Annotated in this window: 14 protein-coding genes and 1 riboswitch; of the genes, 6 read left to right on the top strand and 8 right to left on the bottom strand. The window is 75.2% G+C overall.

All coding sequences use genetic code 11. From position 1 onward, the window contains the following. Nucleotides 1-62 precede the first annotated feature (62 nt). From ACL02O_RS12345 to ACL02O_RS12335, 3 genes are all read right to left on the bottom strand, one after another. Nucleotides 63-305, bottom strand: coding sequence for a hypothetical protein (locus ACL02O_RS12345; protein WP_412818160.1), 243 nt, complete (start codon nucleotides 303-305; stop codon nucleotides 63-65). Nucleotides 306-371: 66 nt separating this feature from the next. After that, the gene (locus ACL02O_RS12340; RefSeq protein ID WP_412818159.1) at nucleotides 372-1301 is read right to left on the bottom strand and encodes a GNAT family N-acetyltransferase; all 930 of its coding nucleotides are present in this window, start codon (nucleotides 1299-1301) and stop codon (nucleotides 372-374) included. A gap of 46 nt (nucleotides 1302-1347) precedes the next feature. After that, nucleotides 1348-3834: a S8 family serine peptidase gene (locus ACL02O_RS12335; RefSeq protein WP_412818158.1), complete on the bottom strand. Its 2487-nt coding sequence runs from the start codon at nucleotides 3832-3834 to the stop codon at nucleotides 1348-1350. A gap of 73 nt (nucleotides 3835-3907) precedes the next feature. On the opposite strand from ACL02O_RS12335, the gene ACL02O_RS12330 reads away from it, so the two are divergent. Both ACL02O_RS12330 and ACL02O_RS12325 read left to right on the top strand, forming a co-directional pair. Further along, the gene (locus tag ACL02O_RS12330) at nucleotides 3908-5722 is read left to right on the top strand and encodes a glycerol-3-phosphate dehydrogenase/oxidase (RefSeq protein WP_412818177.1); all 1815 of its coding nucleotides are present in this window, start codon (nucleotides 3908-3910) and stop codon (nucleotides 5720-5722) included. 63 nt (nucleotides 5723-5785) lie between these two features. Beyond that, nucleotides 5786-6289: a hypothetical protein gene (locus ACL02O_RS12325; RefSeq protein WP_412818157.1), complete on the top strand. Its 504-nt coding sequence runs from the start codon at nucleotides 5786-5788 to the stop codon at nucleotides 6287-6289. Between the two features lie 3 nt (nucleotides 6290-6292). On the opposite strand, the gene ACL02O_RS12320 is transcribed toward ACL02O_RS12325, so the two are convergent. Beyond that, nucleotides 6293-7693 (bottom strand): FAD-binding oxidoreductase, encoded by a 1401-nt coding sequence (locus ACL02O_RS12320; RefSeq protein ID WP_412818156.1) that lies wholly within the window; start codon nucleotides 7691-7693, stop codon nucleotides 6293-6295. Between the two features lie 58 nt (nucleotides 7694-7751). Here ACL02O_RS12320 and ACL02O_RS12315 point away from each other — a divergent pair, with 58 nt between their 5' ends. Next, complete coding sequence (locus tag ACL02O_RS12315) at nucleotides 7752-8123, top strand: DUF4031 domain-containing protein (protein WP_412818155.1); 372 nt, start codon at nucleotides 7752-7754, stop codon at nucleotides 8121-8123. On the opposite strand, the gene ACL02O_RS12310 is transcribed toward ACL02O_RS12315, so the two are convergent. Continuing rightward, nucleotides 8106-8741 (bottom strand): HD domain-containing protein, encoded by a 636-nt coding sequence (locus ACL02O_RS12310; protein ID WP_412818154.1) that lies wholly within the window; start codon nucleotides 8739-8741, stop codon nucleotides 8106-8108. The genes ACL02O_RS12315 and ACL02O_RS12310 overlap by 18 nt on opposite strands. Nucleotides 8742-8839: 98 nt before the next feature. Between ACL02O_RS12310 and ACL02O_RS12305 the strand changes: the two genes are divergently transcribed. Next, on the top strand, nucleotides 8840-10072 hold the full coding sequence (locus tag ACL02O_RS12305) for an FUSC family protein (RefSeq protein WP_412818153.1): 1233 nt from the start codon (nucleotides 8840-8842) through the stop codon (nucleotides 10070-10072). Between the two features lie 103 nt (nucleotides 10073-10175). Here ACL02O_RS12305 and ACL02O_RS12300 read toward each other — a convergent pair whose 3' ends face one another. Next, nucleotides 10176-11438, bottom strand: a complete 1263-nt coding sequence (locus ACL02O_RS12300; RefSeq protein ID WP_412818152.1) for an aminotransferase class V-fold PLP-dependent enzyme — start codon at nucleotides 11436-11438, stop codon at nucleotides 10176-10178. A 50-nt stretch (nucleotides 11439-11488) separates the two neighbouring features. Beyond that, nucleotides 11489-11609: riboswitch (SAM riboswitch) on the bottom strand. Nucleotides 11610-11674: 65 nt separating this feature from the next. Here ACL02O_RS12300 and ACL02O_RS12295 point away from each other — a divergent pair. Further along, a complete protein-coding gene (locus ACL02O_RS12295) occupies nucleotides 11675-13120 on the top strand; it encodes a PrsW family intramembrane metalloprotease (RefSeq protein WP_412818151.1) in 1446 nt (481 codons plus the stop codon). A gap of 46 nt (nucleotides 13121-13166) precedes the next feature. Here the strand turns inward: ACL02O_RS12295 and ACL02O_RS12290 are convergent, their stop codons facing one another. Both ACL02O_RS12290 and ACL02O_RS12285 read right to left on the bottom strand, forming a co-directional pair. Beyond that, nucleotides 13167-13334: a hypothetical protein gene (locus tag ACL02O_RS12290; RefSeq protein WP_412818150.1), complete on the bottom strand. Its 168-nt coding sequence runs from the start codon at nucleotides 13332-13334 to the stop codon at nucleotides 13167-13169. Nucleotides 13335-13414: 80 nt separating this feature from the next. Next, nucleotides 13415-13762: a GroES family chaperonin gene (locus ACL02O_RS12285; protein WP_412818149.1), complete on the bottom strand. Its 348-nt coding sequence runs from the start codon at nucleotides 13760-13762 to the stop codon at nucleotides 13415-13417. Between the two features lie 154 nt (nucleotides 13763-13916). Between ACL02O_RS12285 and ACL02O_RS12280 the strand changes: the two genes are divergently transcribed. Then, the gene (locus ACL02O_RS12280; protein WP_412818148.1) at nucleotides 13917-15239 is read left to right on the top strand and encodes an AI-2E family transporter; all 1323 of its coding nucleotides are present in this window, start codon (nucleotides 13917-13919) and stop codon (nucleotides 15237-15239) included. The last annotated feature ends 126 nt before the right edge of the window (nucleotides 15240-15365 follow it).

Below are 15365 nucleotides of genomic sequence, written 5' to 3'. Positions count from 1 at the left end.
GCTCCACCAGTACGCCGAAAGGGGGCGGGCCGCGTCAGCGGTCCGCCCCCGTTCCGTCGCGCTCAGCCCGGCAACCGCCGCTGGTTGCGTCGTTTGTGCGTGCGGTCGTACGGCGGCGGGATGCGGATCGGCTCGTCCACCGGTTGCAGCGGTTCCTCGGTGGCCGGCTCCCCGCCGCCGGTCATCTCCGCGAGCTGCTCGGCGTCGCCGTAGTCGAGCCGGTCGAACGGCAGTTGCCCGGGGAGTTCGTCGACCGGACGCCAGCTCACCGCCGGGTCGTCGGTACGTTCGTCTTCCATGGTCATGGCTGCCTCCTCTACGAACCGACGGTAGGGTGCGGTCGATGACCGGGGAGGCGAAATGACGGTACGTTACTTTTGTCCGTTAAGCTCCTTTCGGTAGAGAAAGAACACCCGCTCGATCCGCGCCCCCGCCGCCTGCGAGTAGAACGGCACCGGGCCCACCCAGCCGATCTGCGCCGCCTCGAACCCAGCCGCCGCCTGGTCGAGCAGGCAGCGGCGCAGCAGCACGCCGCCGATCCCCGAGCCCTCGGCCGCCGGGGCCGTCCCCATCGGACCGAACCAGCTCGGCCGGGACGAACCGTACGCGGCGAAGCCGAGGAGCGTGCCGTCCCGCTCGGCCAGGTGCGCGCCCGCGTGCGGCCGGCCCAGCGAGCCGGCGAGCTCGCCGTCCCACGTCCCGCCGAAGTTTTCCCGGGCGAACGCGGCCAACGCCGGCAGGTCCGCCGGCTCGGCCCGCCGCACCGTGACACCGCCGTCGGCCAGCCGGCGCTCGGCGGCCTCCGTCGAGCGCAGCGCCGGAGACCCCGCCGCCAGGTCAGCGGTCATGTTCCAGGCGGTACGGTCCTGCCGGTAGCCGAGGCGCAGCGCGGCGCAGACCGCCGGGGTGTACCGCACGTCGATGCCCGGCCAGGCGTAGTACGGCGGGTTCCCGGCGAGCAGCAGTTCGGTCGCGCCGCGGCCGGCCAGCCGCCGTTCCGCCTCGCTCAGCAGGGCCCGCCCGACGCCCCGCCGTCGCTCCGGCGGCGCCACCGCCACCAGGTCGACGTGACCGAGCCGGGGGTCCCGCGCCGAGACCGAGCCGACCAGCACCCCGATCAACTCGCCGGCGCGTACCGCGCCGAGCCGTAGCACCGGCCGGTCGGCCGCCGCGCGATCGGCCAGGGTGTCCACGATGGCCGGCGCCTCGACGGCGTCCTCCGGCAGGTCGAGGGCCCGCCGGCAGAGGTCGACGACCGCGGGCAGGCGGTCCCGGTCCAGCTCGATGATCTCCACGTTCATGGTCGCCGACCCTAGAACATCAGGCAGGGTTCCTAACAGAGGGCGTTCAGCCTTCCGCTCGTGCGGCCCGGACCGCCGCGTACGCGTCGACCAGCCCCGCGCCGACCAGATCCCGGTCACCGCCGCAGCGCTCCGTGCCCGGCGGCACGCCGGCCGGGGCGGCGGTGTCCAGCAGGATCCGCCGGGTCCGGGCCAGGTCGCCGATGAGCGCCGGGTTCGCCGACCACATCAGCGCCACCACCCCCGCCACCTGCGGAGTCGCCATCGAGGTGCCGTCGAGGGTGGCGTAACCGCCGCCGGGAAACGCGGACGTCACCCCGGCTCCGGGCGCGACCAGGTCCGGCTTGGCCCGCCCTCCGGCGGCGGGACCCCGGCTGGAGAAACGGGTGAGCCGGCGCGACTCGTCGACCGCGCCGACCGTCAGCACGTCCGGGTACGGGGCCGGCGGGTCGGCCACGGAGCCGCAGTACGGGCCGGTGTTGCCGGCGGCGGCCACCACGAGGATCCCGGCCGCCGCCAGCGCGGCGGTGGCCGGCCGCAGCGCCCCCGGATCGCACCCCTCGATCGACGGGCAGCCCCACGAGTTGGTCAGCACGTCCGGGGCGCGTCCGGGCCGCCCGTCGGTGAACGGGTCGCCGCCCGCCGGGAACGGGGCCAGCATGAACTGGAGGCAGTCCAGGTAGTGGGCCGGGCTGCCCAGGTTGCGCTCCAGGTTGACGCAGCCGACCCACTGCGCCCCGGGGGCCACCCCGATGCCCTCCCGGCCCACCGCGCTGCCCACGGTGTGTGTGCCGTGCCCACCCCGGTCGCCGGGCGTGCGGGTGTGCTCCCACGGGTCGTACCAGGAGTCGCCGCCGCCCCGGAAGCCGGCAGCCAGTGCCGGGTGCCGGCCGTCCACCCCGGAGTCGGAGCTGCCGACCACCACACCCGCGCCGGTGACGCCCAGCTCGGACCAGACCCGGTCCGCGCCGATCAGCGAGACGTTCCAGGCCGGACCGGTCGGTGCGGGCTGGTCACCCCGGGCCGGGGGCGGTGCTGCCGGAAGCGGGCGCAGCCGCTGGCTGACCAGCACCCGGGCCACCTCCGGCCGCCCGGAAAGCCAGGACCGCACCGCCGGCCCGCCGTCCGTCTCGATGGCGTTGACCAGGTAGTACGGCGTGGGGTGCAGGCGCAGCCGGGCCAGCTCGCGACGCAGGTCGCCCTGCGTCCGGTCGGCGGTGGCCACCAGCCGCCGGTAGACCTCGGCCGTACGGGCGTCCCGGCCGGCCCGGCCGGGCGCCCCGGTCGGGATCCCGGTCAGGTCGGCCTGCTCGCGCAGCACCACGAGCAGCCGTTCGCCGTACCAGCCGGGCTGGCCGGGGACGACGTACACCACCGCCACGGCGGCGAGCAGGCCCGCCGCGACCAGCCCGGCCACCCCGCGCCGGGGCGCGCGGGCCCGGGACCGGGCCAGCGGCACGCCGTACCCGACGGCGAGCAGGACCGCGACGGCGAGCGCGGCGGCGGTCGCGACCGCGACCCAGAACGGCACGTCGCGGCTGGTCGCCAGCAGGAGGGTGATCTCCTCCGGGTCGGCGAAGGCGAGCGGGCCGAACAGTGCGAGGCCGACCAGCCAGCGGACCGGGGCGCGCCCGGCCGGCCCGCCGGCGTGGCGGGCCGCGGCGTCCAGCGCGCCCAGCACGAACCCGAGCGGCGGCAGCAGGAACAGCCCGGGCAGCTGCGCCCCGGACTGCCCGGCCCCGCCGGCCAGCAGCACCAGGGCCACCCCGGCCACCAGCCCGCCGACCAGCACCAGCCGGGCCGGCCGGGGCGGCGAGCCGACCGCGAACGGGCCCCAGAAGGCGGCGTCGAGCAGCGTCCCGGCGAGCGCTCCGAGCGCGGCGGCGGCGAGCCCGGCGAGCACCGTCTCCAGGGCACCCCCGAGGGCGCCGACCCAGGCCCAGGGCAGCAGCATCGCCAGGCCGGCGGCGACCGCAAGCAGCCGGACCGCACCGGACCGCCGGCCGCCGGGCGCGACGTCCGGCCGCGGCTGACGGGCCGGCGCCGGGCCGCCCGCGCCTGCCCGGCCGGCGGCACCGGCCGGCTCCGCGGCGGCGGGGCGGCGCGGCCAACGGGTCACCACCAGCGCCAGCAGGCCGGCGGTGGCGGCCAGCGCGGCCAGATACGCCTCCTGATGCACCGGCGGCAGGGCCCGGAGCAGGGTCGTCGCGCCGAGCGCGAGCGTGCCGACCAGCCAGGCCCGGCCGGTGGCCCGGACCGCCGGGGAGCGGGGGAGCAGCGCGAGCGCCAGCGTCGGCGCGCCCACCAGCAGCACGGTGGCCACCGCAACCACCGGCCACACCGGCACCACCCGGTCCCGGCCGGTGGTCAGCACCGCCTGGTCGAGCACCCAGCCGGCGACCTGGCCCAGCACGGTGACCAGCACCGCCCAGACGCCGGTGAAGACGGCGGCGACCACCGGCCACGGCCCACCCCCTCGGGACCCGTGGACCGGCGGAGGCGGGGCTGCGGGCGGACCGACCGTCATGGGCATCACCGTACGGCCCGGCGGGCAGGTGCCGTCGGAGCGCCCGGACGGTTACCGTGGACAGGTGCGTGACCCCAATGTGTCCCGATCCGTGGCCGGTCAGCTCTCCGCCGAACGCCGCGCCGACGACCTGCGCCGACTCCGCGCCGAGCGGTTCGACGTACTGGTCATCGGCGGCGGGGTGACCGGAGCCGGAGCCGCGCTCGACGCCGCGTCCCGCGGGCTCAAGGTGGCCCTGGTGGAGGCGCGGGACCACGCCGCCGGCACCTCCAGCCGGTCCAGCAAGCTCATCCACGGTGGCCTGCGCTACCTGGAACAGTTGGAGTTCCACCTGGTCCACGAGGCGCTGACCGAGCGCGGGCTGCTCGCCACCCGACTCGCCCCGCACCTGGTGCGGCCGGTGCCGTTCCTGGTCCCGCTGCCCGCCGAGGGCGGGCTGCGGGACCTGCCCCGACGGTTCTTCCGCCGGTCCTACTACGGCGCCGGGGTGGCCACCTACGACGCGTTCGCCGGAGTGTTCGGCGGCGGGCGCGGCATGCCGCTGCACCGGCACCTCACCCGCGAGGGCGCCCACCGGACCTTCCCGAGCCTGCGGACCGACAAGCTGGCCGGCGCGATCCGCTATTACGACGGTCAGGTCGACGACGCCCGTCTGGTGGTGACCCTGGCCCGCACCGCGGCCAGCCTCGGGGCGACCGTGGTGACCAGCGCCCGGGCCGTGGGGCTGATCCGGCAGGCCCGTGAGGTGACCGGGGTCCGGGTCCGCGACCTGGAGGCGCCCGCCGGCTCACCGGACGCCGAGTTCGAGGTACGCGCCCGCACCGTGATCGCCGCGACCGGCGTGTGGAGCGACGACATGTCCCGGATGCTCAACGACGTCGGGCTGCGCCCCGGCGTGCGGGTCCGGGCCTCCAAGGGTGTGCACCTGGTGGTGCCCCGCTCGGCGATCACCGGCGAGACCGGCCTGATCCTGCGGACGGCAAGCAGCGTGCTCTTCGTCATCCCCTGGGGCGGCCACTGGATCATCGGCACCACCGACACCGACTGGCGGCTGGACCGGTCCCACCCGGCGGCCACCGCCAAGGACATCGACTACCTGCTGGAGCAGGTCAACACGGTGCTGGACCGGCCGCTGACCACCGACGACATCGAGGGTGTCTACGCCGGGCTGCGCCCGCTGCTGGCCGGCGAGGCGGACTCCACCTCCAAGCTCTCCCGGGAGCACGCGGTGGTCGAGCCGATGCTCGGGCTGCTGTTGGTGGCCGGCGGCAAGTACACGACCTACCGGGTGATGGCCTCCGACGTGGTCGACCGGGCGGTGCACCGGCTCGGCTGGACCCGGCCGTCGCGCACCGCCGACCTGCCGCTGCTCGGCGCCGACGGGTACGCGGCGATGTGGCGGGACCGGGCCGACCTGGCCCGCCGGCACGGCATGCCGGTGGGCGTGGTGGAGCACCTGCTGGAGCGGTACGGCACGCTCACCCGTGACCTGCTCGCCCTGGTCGACGCCGACCCGCTGCTCGGCTCCCCGCTGGACGGCGCCCCGGAGTACCTGGCCGCCGAGGTGACGTACGCCGCCCGCGCCGAGGGTGCGCTGCACCTGGAGGACGTGCTGACCCGGCGTACCCGGATCTCGTTCGAGACCAGTCACCGCGGCCTGGAGTCGGCGGAGCACGCCGCGGAGCTGATGGGCGCGGTGCTCGGCTGGGACGAGGCGGCCCGCGCCCGTGAGGTCGCCCACTACCGGGCCCGGGTCGAGGCGGAGAAGCTGTCCCAGGAGATGCCGGACGACGTGGCCGCCGACGCGGCCCTGCTGGGCGCGCCGGACGTACGCGGGTTCACGGCCGACCGGGGCGTCGACGGCGACAGCGCGGAGCTGCCGTCCGCGCGGTGACCGGCGGGTAACGTCGGTCTGGAGGGTACCCGGCGCTACCTACGGAGGGGTAGGTTGCCGGGCGTGGTTCGCCCATCATGGTCGCGCGTCGTCGCGCTCTCCGCCAGCCTGCTGCTGGCGGTCCAGCTGACCGGCTGTTCGCTGTTCGGCCGTGCTGAGGGCGGCACCAGCCCCGGCCAGGGCGGCGCGACCGGGGCGCCGGGGCGCCGGGTGTCGTTGGTGCAGAAGCTCGGCCTCGACGGTCCGGTCCGGACCCTCGACGTGGACCCGAGCGGCCGGTGGCAGTGCAAGGACTGCGCCGGTGACGGGGTCGACTCGACGGGTCAGCTCAACCCGGAGCAGACCCAGCGGTTGCAGCGGATGCTCGCCGACCCGGCCCTGGCGGAGGAGACCGACGAGGCCCGGCAGTACAAGCAGGGCTGCATCGACGCGTTGACCTCCAGCCTGCTGATCACACCGAGGCTGACCATCACCACCCAGGCCTGCCCGGGCGAGCCGAAGCCGGCGGTGGCCTACGAGATCCTGCTGCTGCTCACCCAGACCACGCCGGCCGAGGACAAGGGCTGACGTTCAGCACACCTTGCCGGGGTTGAACAGCCCCGCCGGATCGAGCGCCGCCCTGATCGCCTGGTGCACGCGGACCCCCACCGGGCCGATCTCGCGGGCCAGCCAGTCCCGCTTGAGCAGCCCGACGCCGTGCTCGCCGGTGCAGGTGCCGCCGAGTTCGAGGCCGAGCCGCATGATCTCGTCGAAGGCTTGCCGGCCACGCGCCACGCTGGCCGGGTCGGCGCGGTCGACCACGATGTTCGGGTGCAGGTTGCCGTCACCGGCGTGCCCGACCACACCGATCGGCACGGAGCACTCCTCGGCGATCCGGGCCACCCCGTCCAGCAGCGCGGCGAGCGCCCCGCGGGGCACCGCCACGTCGTCGATGACCAGACCGCCGTTGCCGCCCGGGAAGGTGTCGGCGGCGAACCGCTCCATCGCCGGGTGGGCCAGCCGCCGGGCCTGGAGCAGGGCGGCGGCCTCGGCCGCGTCGGTGGCCGCGTACACCTCGTCGGCGCCGGCCGCCTCGCACACCTCGGCGAGCCGGGCCAGGTCGTCCGCCGCCCGGGCGCCGGTGTCCACGGCCGCCAGCAGCAGCGCCTGCGCGTCGGTGCGCAGCCCCATCGGCCGGTACGCCTCGATGGCCCGCAGGTGGGTGCGGTCCAGCAGCTCCAGCAGGCTCGGGGTGAGCCCGCGCTCGGCGATCCCGGCGACCGCCGTACCGGCCGCGGCGGTGGTGGGGAAGACCGCGACCAGGGTCAGCGACTCCTCCGGCGCCGGCCGGAGTGAGACGGTCACCTCGGTGATCACCCCGAGGGTGCCCTCGGAGCCGACGAACAGCCGGGTCAGGTCGTACCCGGCGACCCCCTTGGCGGTGCGCCGACCGGTGCGCAGCACCTCGCCGGAGGCGAGCACCACTTCCAGGCCGAGCACGTACTCGGTGGTCACGCCGTACTTGACGCAGCACATCCCGCCGGCGTTGGTGGCGACGTTGCCGCCGATGGTGGAGGACTCCCACGAGCCCGGGTCCGGCGGGTAGTACAGGCCGTGCTTGCGTACCGCGCCGGCCAGCGTCGCGTTCACCACCCCGGGCTGCACCACCGCGATCCGGCTGACCGGATCGATCTCCAGGATCCGGTCCATCGCCACCGTGCTGAGCAGCACCGCGCCGTCGACCGCGTTCGCCGCGCCGGCCAGCCCGGTGCGCGCCCCCTGCGGCACCACCGGCGCGCCGTGCCGGCCCGCCGCGCGGACCACCGCCGCCACCTCCGCGGTGCCGCGCGGGCGCACCACCACCAGCGGCGTACCCGCCGCGCAGAGGTCGGCCTCGTCCCGCTCGTGGGTGCGCAACAGGTCCGGGTCGGTCAGCACGGCGGCGTCACCGAGGGCGGCCCGCAGCTCGTCGAGGAGGAGGTTGGCGGCCATGCCGGGAAGGCTAGGTCGTGTCGGCGGTGATCATCAACCGGGCGTACCGTTGGTCGCCATGCTGTACGTGGACCGGCCTTCGGTGCCCTGGCGGGGCCGGCTCTGGTCGCACCTGGTCAGCGACGTCTCGTACGCCGAACTGCACGCCTTCGCCGAGGCGCTGGGCGCACCCCGCCGGGCCTTCGACCGCGACCACTACGACCTGCCGGCGGAACGCTTCCCGGTGGCCGTCTGGCTCGGCGCCCGGGTCGTCCCCTCCCGCGAGATCGTCCGCCTCCTCCGCGATGCCGGCCTCCGCCGCCCCAAGCACCTGCACCGCCCACCCACCCCCCGGCTGCGCGATCTCGCACTTCCGGCTGCCCGTACGGGCCGAGGTGCGCCCATCGTCGGTACCGCAGCCGCCGGATCGCCGTCAGCGCAGGGCGGCTAGCTCGCGGGCGAGGTTGGCGCGGGCCGGGGACTCCCAGCGGGCGTGCGGGCCGGGGAGACGGTAGAGGGCGGGGAGAGCCAGCAGGGCCTCCAGCACCCGTGCCCGGCCGGCGCGGAAGGCCGGGTCGGGCACGTGGGCGTACTCCCGGCGGACGGCGGCGGCGTAGCGCTCGTAGGCGGCGGGCGGGGCCGCGAGGACCGCCAGGTCGGCGTCGCAGAGCAGGGCGCCGTCGCGGTCTCCGGGCGGCACCGCGTGCCCGGCGGTGAGCAGCACGAGCCGGCGTACCTCGGCCACCGCAGCCGCCGGCAGCCCGGCGTCGGCGAGCAGTTCCCCGGCCAGCTCCGCGCTGGCCCGCTCGTTGGCGTCCCCGCCGGCCCGCGGGTCGTAGACCGCGTCGTGGCACCAGGCCGCCAGCCGGACCAGCTCGGGGCGGCGGGCCGACCCGGCGTACGCGTCGATCACGTCCAGCACCGCCCGCAGGTGCGGCACGCTGTGGTAGTGCCGGTGCGGCTCCTGCCAGGCGGCCAGCAGCCGGGACCCGGCCCGCTCGACGCCATCCGGGTCGGCCGCCCCCGCCGCGCCGGCCGCCTCCCGCCATCGTTCGATCAGCTCCACCACCGGTGCAGTCTGCCCCACACCCGTCCCGGCAGGATTCAGCCGGTGCGGGACGGGTAGTACCGGCCATGGCCGTGGCCCGGGACCGACGACTGCCCTTCATGCGACGCACTCGGCTGCGCGAGGGGCTGGTCGACGTCGACGGGGCGCGGATCGCCGAGGCGATGGAGGAGCTGCGGCACCGGAGCAAGGCCACCCTGCACGACCGGCTGCACCGGGTGCGGACCGCCTTCGGCCTGGCGCTGCAGGCCGGGCTCGCCGCCGGCCTGTCCTACCTGGTCGCCCACCGGTTGCTCGGCAACCCGCAACCGGTGTTCGCGCCGATCTCGGCGGTGGGCACCCTGGCCGCCTCGGTCGGCCAGCGGTTCCGCCGGACCGTGGAACTGATCATCGGAGTGGCCGTCGGCGTCGCCGTCGGTGACTTCCTGATCTATCTGCTCGGCACCGGCGCCTGGCAGCTCGGCGCGGTGGTGACCGCGGCGATCCTGCTGACCATCTTCGCCGGGGGCAGCGTGGCCATCGTGATCCAGGCGGCGGCGACCGCCGTGCTGATCGTGACGCTCAAGCCGTCCACCCAGAACATCGAGATCCCGCGCTTCGTGGACGCCGCGATCGGGGGCGGTATAGCTCTGCTGGTGACCGCGCTGCTGTTGCCGCTGAACCCGTTACGGGTGATCAACCGGGCCGCCCGGCCGGCGCTGGACCTGCTCTCCCAGCAGCTCGACGCGTGCGCGGAGGCGCTGCGAAGACGGGACCGGCAGGCGGCGCAGCAGGCGCTGTTCCGGCTGCGGGAGAACAAGGAGGAGTTGGCCGCGCTCTCCGAGGCGATCGAGGGCGCCAAGGAGACCACCACCATCTCGCCGGCCCGCTGGCACCGGCGCAGCGAGCTGACCCACTACGCCGAGGCGGCCGACCCGATCGACCGGGCGATGCGCAACAGCGGAACGCTGATCCGCCGCTCCGTCACCATGATCGAGGACGAGGAACCGATCCCCGAACCGATGCCCGACGCGGTCGCTCACCTCGCCGAGTCGGTACGCCTGCTCCGGCACGAGTTCGCCGCCGGGGAGGAGCCGGAGAAGGCCCGGGAGCGGTCGCTGCGCGCGGTCAGCGAGGCCGGCCGGGCGTACTCCGAGGGGGTGGGCTTCTCCGGCAGCGTGGTGATCGCGCAGGTACGGACGACCGCCAGTGACCTGATGGTGGCCTCCGGCATCGAGCAGGAGGAGGCGAACCGCCTGGTCCGGCAGTCGTTCGGCGAGAAGGAGCAGCGGACCGGCGAGACCACCGAGCAGAGCCCCGCCCCCAAACCCCCCACCGCACCCCCCGTCGGCTGACTCTCCCCTCCGGTGTTGGGCGCTGATTCACGGAACGAGGGCCCATTCAGCCTCGGATGACCGCTCTTTCCGTGAATCAGCCCGGACCCGGTGGGGTCACCCGTCAGGGGAGGGTGGCCAGGGCGGTGAGGAGGGAGTCGACGTCGGCTTCGGTGGTGCCGAGGCCGAGGCTGGCCCGCAGCGCGGTGGGCGGCAGGTCGTCCCGACCGCTCCGGGCCGCCGCCTCGGTCAGCAGCCGCCGGGCCAGCGGGTGGGCGCAGAACAGCCCGTCCCGTACCCCGATCCGGTGCACCCGGGCCAGGTGGGCGGCGACATCGGCGGAGTCCCGTCCGGCGACCACGAAGGAGGCGATGCCCACCCGGGGGGCGTCCGGGCCGAAGGTGCGCAGCTCCACCACGTGCGGCAGGGCCGCGAGCCCGTCCCGCAGCCGGGCCAGCAGCGCCTGCTCCCGGTCGTGCAGGGCGTTTCGGTCCGTGGCGGCGAGCGCGGCGCAGACCGCCGCCAGGGCCACCGCGCCGAGCAGGTTCGGGGTGCCGGCCTCGTGCCGGGCCGGGCCGGTCGCCCAGCGCACCTCGTGGGTGCCCGCGCCGACGTGGCTGGTCGCCCCGCCGCCGGCCAGGTACGGCGGGGCGGCGTCCAGCCAGTCGCCGCGCCCGACGAGGACCCCCGCGCCGAACGGGGCGTACAGCTTGTGGCCGGAGAGCGCGAGGTAGTCCACGTCCAGCGCGGCCAGGTCGACCGGGGCGTGCGGGGCGAGCTGGGCGGCGTCCAGCAGGGCCCGGGCACCGTACCGCCGGGCGACCCGGGCCAGCTCGGCCACCGGCCAGCGTTCCCCGGTCACGTTGCTCGCCCCGGTTACCGCGACCAGCACCGGCGGCCCGGGCCGGGCGTCCCGGGCAAGCTCGCCGAGCGCGGCGTCGAGCGCGCGGACCGCCCCGGCCGGGCTGGCCGGCACCGGCAGCCGGACCGAGCCGCACGGCCACGGCAGCAGGTTGGCGTGGTGCTCGCCGCCGAAGGTGACCACGGTGGTGCCGCCGGGCAGCGCCCGGGCCAGCAGGTTGATCGCGTCGGTGGTGTTCCGGGTGAAGATCACGTGGTCGTCGGCCCGGGCGCCGACGAAGTCGCCGACCGTCTGCCGGGCCCGCTCGTAGGCCAGGGTGCAGCGCCGGGAGAGCGCCCCGGCGCCGCGGTGCACGCTCGCGTACCAGGGCAGCAGTTCGGCCACCGCGTCGGCGGCCGCCCGCGCGCACGGCGCGCTGGCCGCATGGTCCAGGTTGATCTCCCCCGGCACGCCGAGCACGCCGAGCGGGTCCGGCCGGGTCGGTGCTGGCGGCGTGGACAGCGAGGGTACGAGGGTGACGGTCATGCCGGAGCCTCCCGGGTCCAGGGGACCCCGGGGTATGGGCACCGGGACGGGGTCCGCGCTTGCCCAGCACGCGGTTCGGGCTGGGCCCGGTCATCACCCGGGGCACCCCACCGCGAACTCGACGAGGGTTGCCGGCCAGCAAGCCGGGGCTTGACGCTGGCGCTCGTGACCTGCCTCGGAGCATAGCGGGCGGATTGCGGCCGGACCAGCGAGCCGGGGATGGCTACGCTGACCGCATGGCCGACACCCCGCCCGGCGGAACCCTGCCGCCGCCGACCGCGCCCGCCCTACCGCCGCCGGGGTCGTCGACGCCCCGGATGCCGCTGCGCCGGCTCGGCTGGCGACGGGTCCTGGCGCTCGCCGCGGTGGTGCTGCTGATCGCCGCGGGAGCGGTGTTCATGGTCTTCACCCTCGGCGAGAGCCTGGGCGCCGAGGCCCTGCTGGTCGGCGTGATCGCGGCGATCCTGCCGGTGCCGGTGCTGGTCTCCTGCTTCCTTTGGCTGGACCGGTACGAGCCGGAGCCGTTGAAGTACCTGATCTTCTGCTTCGCCTGGGGAGCGTTCGTCGCCACCTCCGTCGCGCTGCTGGTGAACGAGGGCTCCGCGTGGCTGTTCAAGCAGTGGGGGCTGCCCACGGCGCTGACCGCGGTGCTGGTCGCCCCGTTCATCGAGGAGCTGACCAAGGCGGCCGGCCCGATCCTGCTGCTGATCTTCCGGCGCCGGGAGTTCTCCGGGATCACGGACGCGCTGGTCTACTGCGGGCTCTCCGCGATCGGCTTCGCCATGGTGGAGAACATCCTCTACCTCGGTGGCTACGGCTACCGCACCGGCGTCGAGGAGTACGGCCCGGCCACCGGCGCCCAGCAGGTGATCGCCATCTTCATCGTCCGGATCCTGCTCTTCGGCTTCGCCCACCCGCTGTTCACCTCGATGACCGGGGTCGGCCTGGGCGTCGCCGCGCGCACCGCCGACCGGCGGGTACGCCTCCTCGCCCCGATCGCCGGCCTGCTGCTCGCGATGATGCTGCACGGCACCTGGAACCTGCTCCCGTCGTTGGCCGTCGCCACCGGGCAGCCGCTGATCGCCTTGTACGGCTACATCGGCGTGATGGTGCCGATCTTCTTCGGCATGGTCGGGCTGGCGGTCTGGCTGCGCGCCTGGGAGGGACGGCTCACCGAGCGCACCCTGCCGGACTACGTCCGGGCCGGCTGGCTCACCCCGCCCGAGGTGGCCGCGCTGGGCAGCCTGGGCCGGCGGCACGCCGCGCGTACCTGGGCCCGCCGGGTGGCCGGCGACGGCGGGGTGAAGGCGATGCGCGGCTACCAGTTCGCGGCCACCCGGCTGGCGCTGTTGCGCGACGGGATGCGCCGGGGCCTGGACCGGAAGCCGGCCGAGCGGGACCGGACGGTGCGGGAGGAACGGGAGCTGCTGGACGCGATCGCCGCGTACCGGTCGTTCTTCGTCGGGCGGGACCCGCAGGCGCCGGTCGGCGTCTGGGACGGTCAGCGCTACCACCTGCGGTTCCCGGACGGGTCGCAGCGGCCGGTCGAGGCACCCGACGAGCCGGTGGTGCCGATCCCGGTGGTGCTCGCCCCGCCGCCGCCCCCGGCCCAGCCGTTCGGCTACGGCCCGCCCGGGTGGTACGGCCCGCGCCCCGCGGCGCGGTGGCCCCCCGGCGCCTGACGGACCCCGGCCGGTCCGGCGCCGGTCCCCGGGCATCCCGCGGCGATCAGGTCATCAGGCCCGTCATGAAGTCGCCGAAGCCCTGGAAGATGGCCATGAGGGCGGCCCCGATCGCCTTGAACAGCTCCGCCGCACCGTCCGGCCGGAACGCCATGAAGTAGATCAGGAACGCGAAGAATCCCCAGGTCAATATCTTTTTCAGCAGTACCGGCATGGTCCCTCCCCAGGGCACTGAGGTGCCTGGGCTTCCCGCCGGGCAGCGGCGCAAACGGGTGCCGGGGGCGGGCGGGGACGCTACAGATAGAGCCCGGTCGAGCCGGTCGACTCCTTCTCCACGCGTTCGGCGGCGACGGCGTGCACGTCGCGCTCGCGCAGCAGCACGTACGCCCGGCCGTGCAGCTCGACCTCGGAACGGTCGTCGGGGTCGAAGAGCACCCGGTCGCCGGCGACGATGGAGCGTACGTGCGGGCCCACCCCCACGGCGGTGGCCCAGGCCAGCCGCTTGCCCACCGCCGCGGTCGCCGGGATCACGATGCCGGCGGTGGATCGGCGTTCACCCTCGCCGTTCTCCGTGCGTACCAGCACGCGGTCGTGCAGGAGGCGGATCGGCATGCCGGTGTCGAGGTTCGGGTCGGCGGTCACGCGAAGACGCTACCGTGTGCGCCTCGGTCGATTCTCCGGTGGTTGAGCGCAACGGGAGAGGGGCAATGTGTGGCGCAGCCGCCCTAGGGTGGGGCGGACGGTCGTATCCTGTCCCCCCTGTGACGTAGGCGGGCCAAGTTTGCGGGAGGTGCGCGTGAGCCGCTTCGAGGCGCTGCGCGGACGGCTCCGCCGCGCGTACGAGTCCGGCCGAAAGTCGGCGCGGGCCGCCCGGGTCGAGCCGCGGAACGCGCCGGAGAACGTGCCGGAGAACGCGCCGGGGGAGTCGGGCGTCGCCTCGCCGGCCGCGCCCGGGCCGGTGGCGCCCGCCGCGTCGACGGTGGTCGGCGCGGAGCCGCCGGCTGTCCTGCACGCGACGACCACCAGCCGCGACGACGCCGAGATCCCGCACGCGCTGCGGATCGCCGCAGCCTGGTCCTGGCGGCTGATCGTCATCGGCATCGTGACCTGGTCGCTGCTCAGGATCGTCGGCACCATCCGCATCGTGATCATCCCGCTGGCGGTCGCGCTGCTGCTCGCCGCGCTGCTCGCTCCGGCGGTCGGCTGGTTGCTCAGGGCCCGCTTCCCCCGGTCCCTGGCGACCGGGGTGGTGCTGGTCGGTGGCCTGGCTGCGGTGATCGGGACGTTGACCCTGGTGGTGAACGAGTTCATCCAGGGCGTGCCGGAGTTGAGCGACAAGTCGTCGCAGGGTGTCCGGCAGATCCAGGACTGGCTGAAGACCGGCCCGTTGCACCTCTCCGACAGCCAGCTCAACAGCTACATCGACGAGGTGCAGAGCTGGCTCGACGGCAACACGGAGAAGTTCACCAGTGGGGCACTCTCCACCGCGGCCACCCTGGCCGAGGTGCTCACCGGCACCGTCCTGGTGCTCTTCGCGACCTTCTTCTTCCTCCGGGACGGCAGCCGGATCTGGCGCTTCCTGGTCCGGCTGCTGCCGGTGAACGTCCGCTGGAAGATCGACGACGCCGGACGGGCCTCCTGGGGGACGCTCGGCGCGTACGTCCGGGCCACCGTGCTGGTCGCCTTCATCGACGCGGTCGGCATCGGAATCTTCCTCGTCGTCTTCCACATCCCGTTCGCCTTCCCGCTCGCCGCGCTGGTCTTTCTGGGGGCGTTCATCCCGATCGTCGGGGCCGCCCTCTCCGGTGGCGTGGCCGTGCTGGTGGCGCTGGTCGACAGCGGCCCGGTGACCGCGCTGATCATCCTCAGCGTGGTGATCGGTGTGCAGCAGTTCGAGGGCCACGTGCTCCAGCCGCTGATCATGGGCCGGGCGGTGGCCATCCACCCGCTCGCCGTGATCATCGGGATCGCCGCCGGGGTGGTGCTCGCCGGGATCGCCGGCGCGCTGGTCGCGGTGCCGCTGATCGCGGTGCTCAACACCGCGATCCGCCGGCTCGCCGCGCGTACCGTGCCGGACACCCCGCCGGACGCTGTGGTGGTCGCCGCCCAGGCTCCCTGACACCGCTGGTCGATGCGGGCTCCGGCCGCCGCCACCGGCGGCCGGAGACTGCGCGACATGCGCCACTCCGGGCCTTCCGGTCGGGCGAAGACCCCGACCTGCGGCATCCCGCGCCGCCCGGCCGGG

It is taken from the genome of Micromonospora mangrovicola (assembly GCF_047200535.1).
Taxonomy (GTDB): Bacteria; Actinomycetota; Actinomycetes; order Mycobacteriales; family Micromonosporaceae; genus Micromonospora.
This window is presented reverse-complemented; position numbering and strand designations above follow the sequence as displayed.

What these genes read in the sequence shown, in the direction of transcription:
- ACL02O_RS12290 (WP_412818150.1), bottom strand. Translation starts at nt 13,334, where the DNA reads ATGCCGGTACTGCTGAAAAAGATATTGACCTGGGGATTCTTCGCGTTC.
- ACL02O_RS12340 (WP_412818159.1), bottom strand. Translation starts at nt 1,301, where the DNA reads ATGAACGTGGAGATCATCGAGCTGGACCGGGACCGCCTGCCCGCGGTC.
- ACL02O_RS12305 (WP_412818153.1), top strand. Translation starts at nt 8,840, where the DNA reads ATGCGACGCACTCGGCTGCGCGAGGGGCTGGTCGACGTCGACGGGGCG.
- ACL02O_RS12300 (WP_412818152.1), bottom strand. Translation starts at nt 11,438, where the DNA reads ATGACCGTCACCCTCGTACCCTCGCTGTCCACGCCGCCAGCACCGACC.
- ACL02O_RS12335 (WP_412818158.1), bottom strand. Translation starts at nt 3,834, where the DNA reads ATGCCCATGACGGTCGGTCCGCCCGCAGCCCCGCCTCCGCCGGTCCAC.
- ACL02O_RS12315 (WP_412818155.1), top strand. Translation starts at nt 7,752, where the DNA reads ATGCTGTACGTGGACCGGCCTTCGGTGCCCTGGCGGGGCCGGCTCTGG.
- ACL02O_RS12320 (WP_412818156.1), bottom strand. Translation starts at nt 7,693, where the DNA reads ATGGCCGCCAACCTCCTCCTCGACGAGCTGCGGGCCGCCCTCGGTGAC.
- ACL02O_RS12295 (WP_412818151.1), top strand. Translation starts at nt 11,675, where the DNA reads ATGGCCGACACCCCGCCCGGCGGAACCCTGCCGCCGCCGACCGCGCCC.
- ACL02O_RS12345 (WP_412818160.1), bottom strand. Translation starts at nt 305, where the DNA reads ATGACCATGGAAGACGAACGTACCGACGACCCGGCGGTGAGCTGGCGT.